Genomic DNA, 7,990 nt, shown 5'->3' with positions numbered 1-7,990 from the left:
TTATACATTAAAAACTTTTAAAACATCCTCTCAGTGAAACTGGGCATGATCACAGCTTTTATTGGTTTTGTGGTTTGACATTGCTAGGGATAGCAATTTTATTAGCTTGTCCTGAAGGGGGTTGGATGAAAGTGGTGATGAGTCCTTACTTAGGTGGAGTTATTATTCGTAGCCTCTTACCTATAATTATTGGCGCTCCTATTTTGAATGCAGCATTATTGATGTTGGCTTCTGAAAACAATTTACTGCTACCAGAAGCTGGATTTGTAATCAGAGTAATTGTGAATATATTTATGCTAGGTGGAGTAAGTTGGTGGAATGCTAAATATTTAAATGTAATTGATCAGAAACAACAAGAATATCAGCAAGCACTCAAAGAAGCTAATGAAAATTTAGAAGCACGAGTGAAGACTCGCACAGCCCAATTAGAAACTGCAAACAATGCCTTAAAGAAAAGCCAGATCAATTTAGCCAATTTAATTAATACTTTGCCAGGAATTGCTTTTTCTCGTGATGGAAATGTAAATTGGGCAATGCAGGATGTAAGTGATGGTTGTTTAGCTGTAACTGGCTATAGCAAAGAAGAATTATGTAGTCTTGAGGGTTGCACGTTCCCAGATTTGATTATGGTGGAGGATTTACCTAAAATTGCAGAGGCTATTCAAACAGCGATTGCTGACAACATTTTCTACCAAGTAGAGTATCGCATTCATAGCAAATTAGGTGAGGAGAAATGGTTATGGGAAAAAGGTCTAGGAATAGCCATTGATGGACAAATCCAAACTATTCAAGGCTTTATCACTGAGATCACATCCCTTAAACAAACACAAGAAGCACTGCGTGAGAGTGAGTCCAAGTTTCGGGAATTAGCGGAAAATATTCATGAGGTTTTTCATATCAATTCGGCAGACTTAAGTGAGATGTTATATGTCAGCCCTGGCTATGAAGAAATTTGGGGGCAGAGTTGTGAAAGCTTATACCGAAACCCAGCATCTTGGCATGAGTCTATCCACCCAGAAGATAGCGATCGCATTTTGGCAGCTTGCGCTCGTCTGATTCAAGGTGAACCACTACAGGAGGAATATCGGATTATTCGTGCCCGTGGGGAAATTCGTTGGATTTTTGCCCGTGTTTTTCCTATTTATAGCCAATCTGGGGAAATATTACGTCATGTGGGGATTGCTGCCAATATCACCGAACGAAAACAAGCAGAACAGAAAATCTGGGAACTCAATCAGCAATTAGAGATGCGAGTCCAGCAACGCACCGCAGAACTTACCGCCGCTAACAAGGAACTAGAATCATTTTCTTACTCTGTTTCCCATGATTTACGTTCTCCTCTACGGGGTATAGATGGTTTTAGCAAAGCATTATTAGAGCGATACCAAGATCAATTAGATGATAAAGGCAAGCATTATCTGAATCGTATCCGCAGTGGAACCCAGCGCATGGGGGAACTTATTGATGATTTGCTGCAACTCTCACGGGTAACTCGTAGCCAAATGCGACCGACTCAAGTTAATCTTAGTGCGATCGCTCAAGAAATCGCCCAAGAACTCAGCCAAAATCATCCAGAACGCCTAGTAAATTGGCTTATTTCCCCCGATCTGATTGTCAGTGGCGATCGCCAGCTTTTAAGGATTATTCTGGAAAATCTCCTCAACAACGCCTGGAAATTTACCTCAGTCAAAATACAAGCCGATATTGAATTAGGTTGTATGCAATGTCAAGAAAATGATGGATCTTCCTTAGCCTACTTTGTCCGTGATAATGGAGTTGGCTTTGATGCTTTCTATGCAAACAAGCTATTTCAACCATTTCAACGACTCCATACCGTGGAGGAATTTCCTGGAACAGGCATCGGTTTAGCAACTGTGCAAAGAATCGTTCGCCGTCACGGGGGTGATGTATGGGCAGAAGGTTTGGTTGGGGAAGGAGCAACTTTTTATTTTACACTACATCCTTAACCTTGATGTTTTAAAATCCTAATCACAGTTATCAACTGGAGAAATTGATTGAATTCATACCTTTCAATTGAGCGAATTTATTAGACATCTGGTGGTAATTAAATGTGCGTGGTTTGAAACCCTTGTAGAGACGTTCCGGCGGAACGTCTCTACCATATTTCCGGAGAGGTCTAATGGTTATGGAACTGCAATTAATATTTTTTACTCAAAATCAGTCGCAGTTCTTTTAGTAAGAAGAATTAATACATTCTAGAACTAATAGCAAACATAAGGTATAATACAAAGTGACATGGCTACAACAAATACACTACTTATTGTTGAGGACAACCCTGATGATGTAGAATTAACACTACTAGCATTTGAAAAATCTGTACTGCAAGAAAATATTGTCATCGCTAGAGATGGGGTTGAAGCAATCAACTATCTATTTTCAAATAATACAAGCTCAGATCCCTTACCAGATTTGATTTTGTTAGATTTGCAGCTACCTCGAATTAATGGCTTGGAAGTTCTCCGGCAAATTCGATCTCATTCTCGGACTCGATTGTTACCTATTGTGATTTTGACGACCTCTCATGAAGAGAGTGATCGACTTCAAGGCTATGGTTTGGGTTGCAACAGCTATATCCGCAAACCTGTTGATTATGACGAATTTGTAAATGTCATACAACAGCTAGGAAGGTACTGGTTATTTTTGAACAGTCCTCCTCCCAATACCTGATCAACCTTTTATTATGAATTATCAAATTAAAGCTCTGATTGTTGAAGACAACCGAGATGATGCTGAACTGCTTGTATTAGAGTTGGAACGTGCAAATTACGAAGTAGTTTATCAGCAGATTGAGACATCTGAAGCAATGGTAGAAGCTCTAGATACTCAAGAATGGGATGTTATTCTCACAGATTATTCCATGCCTCTGTTTACTGCAAACAAGGCACTCGAACTAGTCAAACAGCGTCAACTCGACATTCCTTTTATTGTTGTTTCTGGCTCCATTAGTGAGGAAACAGCCATTGATTTAATGATATCAGGAGCGCACGATTATTTACTCAAGCAAAATCTCACTCGATTGGTTCCAGCTATTACTCGTGAGTTGCGAGAAGCCCAGATACGAAGTGAACACAAGCAGGCATTAGAGAGGGTCAAATTTTTAGCTTTTTATGATGAATTAACTAACTTACCTAATCGTTATGCTTTCTTAAATACTTTACAGAATTATATCCAGGATGACCATATATTTACAGTTATTTTTTTAGATATTGACCAATATCGAAAGATTAAATATGGCTTTGGGCATAATAAGAGTGAACAACTACTTATTGAAGTGGGAAAACGTCTGCAAGAGACTTTACGTCCTGGTAATTATTTAGCACGAATAGGAAAGGATGAATTTGCCATATTGCTAAAAAATTTCAATCATGTCAGTGAGGCAGAAAAAATCGGAAACGAGGTACATCAAGTACTTGATCCTCCTTTTGAGTTAGAAGGGTTCTTAATTTATGCCTCAATTACTATTGGTATAGTCCACTCTTCAATGGATTTTCAAGAAGCAGAAGAGTTTTTGCGAGCAGCAGAAATTGCCAACTACACTGCAAAGGAACAGGGATTACAATATCCCACAGTTGTGTACAATCGCAGTATGCAAACGGAAGCATCAAATCGGTTACAGATAGAAACTGATTTGAGAAAAGCAATTAGCAATGAAGAGTTGCAACTTTTCTATCAGCCAATCTTTTCCTTAAATCCTTACAAAATAGTCGGTTTTGAAGCACTGATACGCTGGAAACATCCTGAACGAGGATGGATATCACCCGATGAATTTATTCCTTTAGCAGAACAAACGGGGCTAATTATTCCCCTTGGTGATTGGATTTTAGAAGCAGCTTGCCAACAATTAACTATTTGGCAAAGTCAGTTAGCAGATTATCTACCTCTGAGTTTGGCAGTAAATTTATCAGGAGTTCAATTAAATGAACCAGAATTAGTCCCAAAAATAATCCACAAATATCAATCGCTGAATTTGCATCAATTAAAGCTGAAACTGGAAATTACAGAAAGTACGCTGATGAATAATACACAAACAATCATTTCTAGTTTGGAAGCATTTCGAGCAGCAGGTATTCAAATTAGCCTTGATGATTTTGGCACTGGTTATTCTTCCTTATCTTATTTGCACGGATTACCCATAGATACTGTAAAAATTGATCGCTCTTTTGTATCTCGCATCCAGAAAAATGAGCGAAACTTGGGAATCTTGCAAGCGATAATTACCTTAGCCCACACTCTTGACTTAGATATCGTTGCCGAAGGGATAGAAACAGCCGCACAACGTGATAAATTGCGATCGCTAGGCTGCAATTATGGACAAGGCTATTTATTCTCTACACCTATGCCAGCATCTCAAGTCAAGGACTGGCTTCAAAAAATCACAAGAGAACTCAGTCTTTCTTTAGTACCTATTATCCCCAATAATAGTATATTTAGCCTCAAAGCCTTATAAAACATAAATCTAATTTCTATATGTATAGTTGGCTAACTGGTGAACATATTCAAAATACTATTACCTCTTATTTACATAAATTTTTCACACAACAACCAGTATTTTTACAGCTTTTACAAATACTTGGTTGGGGGGTTAATCATCCCATTATCAGTTTAGTAATAGTGCTGGTTTTCACTGCTATCCTTGGGATCATCATCAAAGCAATTGTGCGTTTAATTGAAACAGCTAGTTGGTCAATAATAAAATTTCCATTAAAGTTAATTCAATCTTTGATCAAGGTGAGTCATTTCACCTTGACAACTATTAAAGATAACAATAATAATTCAGAATTAATTGCTGTCAATTCTCTAACAATTCCTCAACATAAACAACAAAGATTAACAGAAATCGCTCGTCGTCTAGAAACAATTCAAGAGGAACAACAGCAACTCTTGCAAGAAGCAGCCGAACTAATAGCTTCAGAAACAACGGGTATCAACATCAAAGAATTAGAATTAAATCACATCATTGCTAATTCCAGCGAGTCGGAGATAACTGGCTAATAATGTCATCTTCTTGACCAGATACAAATTTAGCAAAACGTTCTGCTAATGGCAGTACAAGAACTAAGGGACTACTGAAACCGGAGAAAATATGAATTCCCTCAAATTCGGGAATAGCACCAATCAATGGCAATTTATCCTTACTAAATGCCACTAAACAATGATGCCAAATTCCTGGTAAATTTCCCAAAGCTGGTAAAATTTGTGTGATACTTGTTCTCAACCATCTTTCACTTGCTTCTGAGTTAACTTGGGCATGAGGATCTGTGAGAACACGACTAATTTGACCTAATCGTAAACTACCATCACGAAACTGCACTGCACCCGCATCTAAAATAGGTGGTACTATCTCGTTACCAACTTCATCCCATAATTCATCAACTTGAGTTGATTCAGTATCCAATTTAAATCTTTGCATATTAGCTGGCATTACTAAAGTATTTAACCGTAGTTCTATAGGTGGTATTTCAATGATTTCTGCATGAGAAAAATACAGCTTGATAGGAATCCCAGATGATTTTAGTAATTTTCGGCTAATTCCACCGGCACAAATAGCAATATTAGCACTGTAGAAGATTCCAGTAGTTGTATTTACACCTGTGAATTTTCCTGTATTTGTGGTTATAAATCCTAATACTTGGGAAATCTCCATTTCTCCCCCAAGACGGAACATAGCTTGAATGTATGCTTGTGCTGTTTTTTCGGGATGGATATGTCCGTGTTTAACAGTTAAAGCACCTGATATTGCCTCTTTATTTAACAGTGGTTCTAATTCACAAGCTTCTTTAACACTTAGTAAACGTGGTGGAATGGCAACTTGTGCATAGGATATAGCTGTTGCTTCTGGGTTTGCATTAGTAGGAATAGTTAGTAGTAAATCTAATTCATGAAATTCAGTATCAGCATCTAATTCTTGAGATAAAATACGGTGACGGGCTATACTTTCTTGATATAGTTGGTGTGTAATTGGTGTAGTTGCTGCCCAATAAGAAATGCCACCATAACTATAGCAAGTTGCATTTTGTGGTGTTGTTTGTTGTTCTAGCAAAAGTACAGAAAAGCCTGTTTTCGCTAATTCATAAGCAAGTGCAGCACCTGTAATTCCCGCACCAACAACAATCCAATCGTAAGTTTTCATAGGTTTTTGACTCTAATCTCTAATATTTGAATCTAATATTTAAAAAGTGGGAATTCTATGATGAACATCCGTTGTGAAACTCTGTTAGACTATCCAGCAATAGCTGAGGTAAATACCCTAGCTTTTCAGGGTGAAACTGAAGCTAAACTTATTAAAAAAATTCGTTCTTCCGACAGATATATTCCCGAATTATCGTTAGTTGTAGAAATTGAAAGTAAGGTAATTGCTCATATTCTTTACAGCTATATTGATTTAGTGGATAAAGAAACTCTACCGGTTCTTGGTTTAGCACCTTTAGCAGTTCATCCAGAATTTCAAAAACAGGGAATTGGTAGCACATTAGTAAAAGCCAGTTTAGAAATAGCAGATACCAGAGGAGAAGCTATAGTTATTATACTTGGTCATCCTGCTTTCTATACTCGTTTTGGTTTTCAGCCATCAATTAATTATCAAATCGAGTCTCCTTTTCCAGTACCGGATGAATTTTTTATGGCGAAAACATTGTCAAGCTATGATAAACAGTATCAAGGGAAAGTTGTTTATCCACCTGCTTTTAATGGAGTTTGATATTTAAGTAGGGTAATTACTTGTTTCTTTAGCATGATCAATATTGATAGATTGCAACATTCTTTCTCTTTTTTTACGGGCAATTTCTTGTAAATCAACAGTTTTATCAGTTTCATCTACAATTTCACCAGTTATTACCTCAAGTACATCTTCCAAAGTAATAACACCAGCCACACACCCATATTCATCGACAACTACTGCAAGATGTTCACGGGCTTCTATAAAGTTTTTGAGAAGTTTGTCAGCCCTAATTATTTCAGGAACAAATCGCACATTTCGACATAAATCTGCAATTTTTTGATCGTTACTACCCTCAATCATGGCTGTTAGTAAGCTTTGTTTGAGAGCAAATCCAATCACTTGATCAATAGATTCATCTATAACAATAATTCGCGTATGTTGGGACGCAATAATATCTGCTTTAGCCTCAGTTAAAGTTAAATTACCACGTATATATGTGAGCATAATTTGGGGTGTCATCAAATCTGAAGCTGTCACATCATTTAATCTAAACACCCTTTGAATCATTTCAGCTTCATCGCTTTGGATAATTCCTTCTTGTTGACCAATATTTGCTAACAGCTTTATTTCTGCTTCATTTGTTGTCGGTCTTTTTCTCCCTTTAGAAAAGGGTGCAGTGACATTTTCTAGAATCCAAACCAAAGGAGTAAAAGCAATAGAAATTCCAGTTACAGGTATGGCTGTGAGTATAGCAATTTGTTCAGAATACCTCTCTCCAATTGTCTTGGGCATAATTTCCCCAAAGATGATAATCAGGAATGTTAAGATTCCTGAAAATACACCAAGCCATTGATCTCCTAACACTTGAGTAGCAATACTACCTGTGAGAATACTACCAATGATGTTAAAAGTATTATTGAGGATGACAATAGTGGCAATAGGCCGATTCATGTTTTCACGAATCGCTAGAAGTGCAACTGCGGAGGGGTTTTTTAATTGCGCTAATTGTCTAACTCTCAACGTTGAAACAGAAAACAGCGCCGTTTCTGTACAAGAACACAAAGCTGAACCTAAAATAATAATTAATACAGTAATTAGAAGCTGTAACATATAGGTTCCTAGGTATGGAAATAGAAAGTTGGGGTTAGTTGAAAGGTGGATGAGCTAATGCATACTTTCTTTAATAATTGTAACGTGATTTTTAGCTTTCTAAATATCAAAATATAGCAGTTCCCATGCTCGTGAGGTACAAAGTTTTTTAGTTTTAGGGAACTCTTAACACAGGGTTAGCGCATCTCAAATCCTATTGAC

At 37.3% G+C, this 7,990-nt stretch carries 7 protein-coding genes; 5 read left to right on the top strand and 2 right to left on the bottom strand.

What is annotated here, in order from left to right; translation table 11 throughout:
* The first annotated feature begins 80 nt into the window (after positions 1-80).
* From A9Y75_RS13855 to A9Y75_RS13840, 4 genes are all read left to right on the top strand, one after another.
* Positions 81-1,967, top strand: a complete 1,887-nt coding sequence (locus tag A9Y75_RS13855) for a PAS domain-containing protein (protein WP_071190158.1) — start codon at positions 81-83, stop codon at positions 1,965-1,967.
* A 289-nt stretch (positions 1,968-2,256) separates the two neighbouring features.
* Positions 2,257-2,688, top strand: a complete 432-nt coding sequence (locus tag A9Y75_RS13850) for a response regulator (protein WP_071190157.1) — start codon at positions 2,257-2,259, stop codon at positions 2,686-2,688.
* Between the two features lie 13 nt (positions 2,689-2,701).
* On the top strand, positions 2,702-4,468 hold the full coding sequence (locus tag A9Y75_RS13845) for a GGDEF domain-containing response regulator (protein ID WP_071190156.1): 1,767 nt from the start codon (positions 2,702-2,704) through the stop codon (positions 4,466-4,468).
* 20 nt (positions 4,469-4,488) lie between these two features.
* Positions 4,489-5,013: a hypothetical protein gene (locus tag A9Y75_RS13840; RefSeq protein WP_071190155.1), complete on the top strand. Its 525-nt coding sequence runs from the start codon at positions 4,489-4,491 to the stop codon at positions 5,011-5,013.
* On the opposite strand, the gene A9Y75_RS13835 is transcribed toward A9Y75_RS13840, so the two are convergent.
* Positions 4,982-6,151 (bottom strand): FAD-binding oxidoreductase, encoded by a 1,170-nt coding sequence (locus A9Y75_RS13835; protein WP_071190154.1) that lies wholly within the window; start codon positions 6,149-6,151, stop codon positions 4,982-4,984. The two genes, A9Y75_RS13840 and A9Y75_RS13835, sit on opposite strands and share 32 nt — an antisense overlap.
* 60 nt (positions 6,152-6,211) lie before the next feature.
* Between A9Y75_RS13835 and A9Y75_RS13830 the strand changes: the two genes are divergently transcribed.
* Positions 6,212-6,718, top strand: a complete 507-nt coding sequence (locus tag A9Y75_RS13830; RefSeq protein ID WP_071190153.1) for an N-acetyltransferase — start codon at positions 6,212-6,214, stop codon at positions 6,716-6,718.
* A 3-nt stretch (positions 6,719-6,721) separates the two neighbouring features.
* Here A9Y75_RS13830 and A9Y75_RS13825 read toward each other — a convergent pair whose 3' ends face one another.
* Positions 6,722-7,789 (bottom strand): hemolysin family protein, encoded by a 1,068-nt coding sequence (locus tag A9Y75_RS13825; protein WP_071190152.1) that lies wholly within the window; start codon positions 7,787-7,789, stop codon positions 6,722-6,724.
* Positions 7,790-7,990: the final 201 nt, after the last annotated feature.

The organism is Trichormus sp. NMC-1 (assembly GCF_001858025.1).
Taxonomy (GTDB): Bacteria; Cyanobacteriota; Cyanobacteriia; order Cyanobacteriales; family Nostocaceae; genus Anabaena.
The sequence above is the reverse complement of the archived record's forward strand: the minus strand, read 5'-3'. Positions and strand labels throughout refer to the sequence as shown.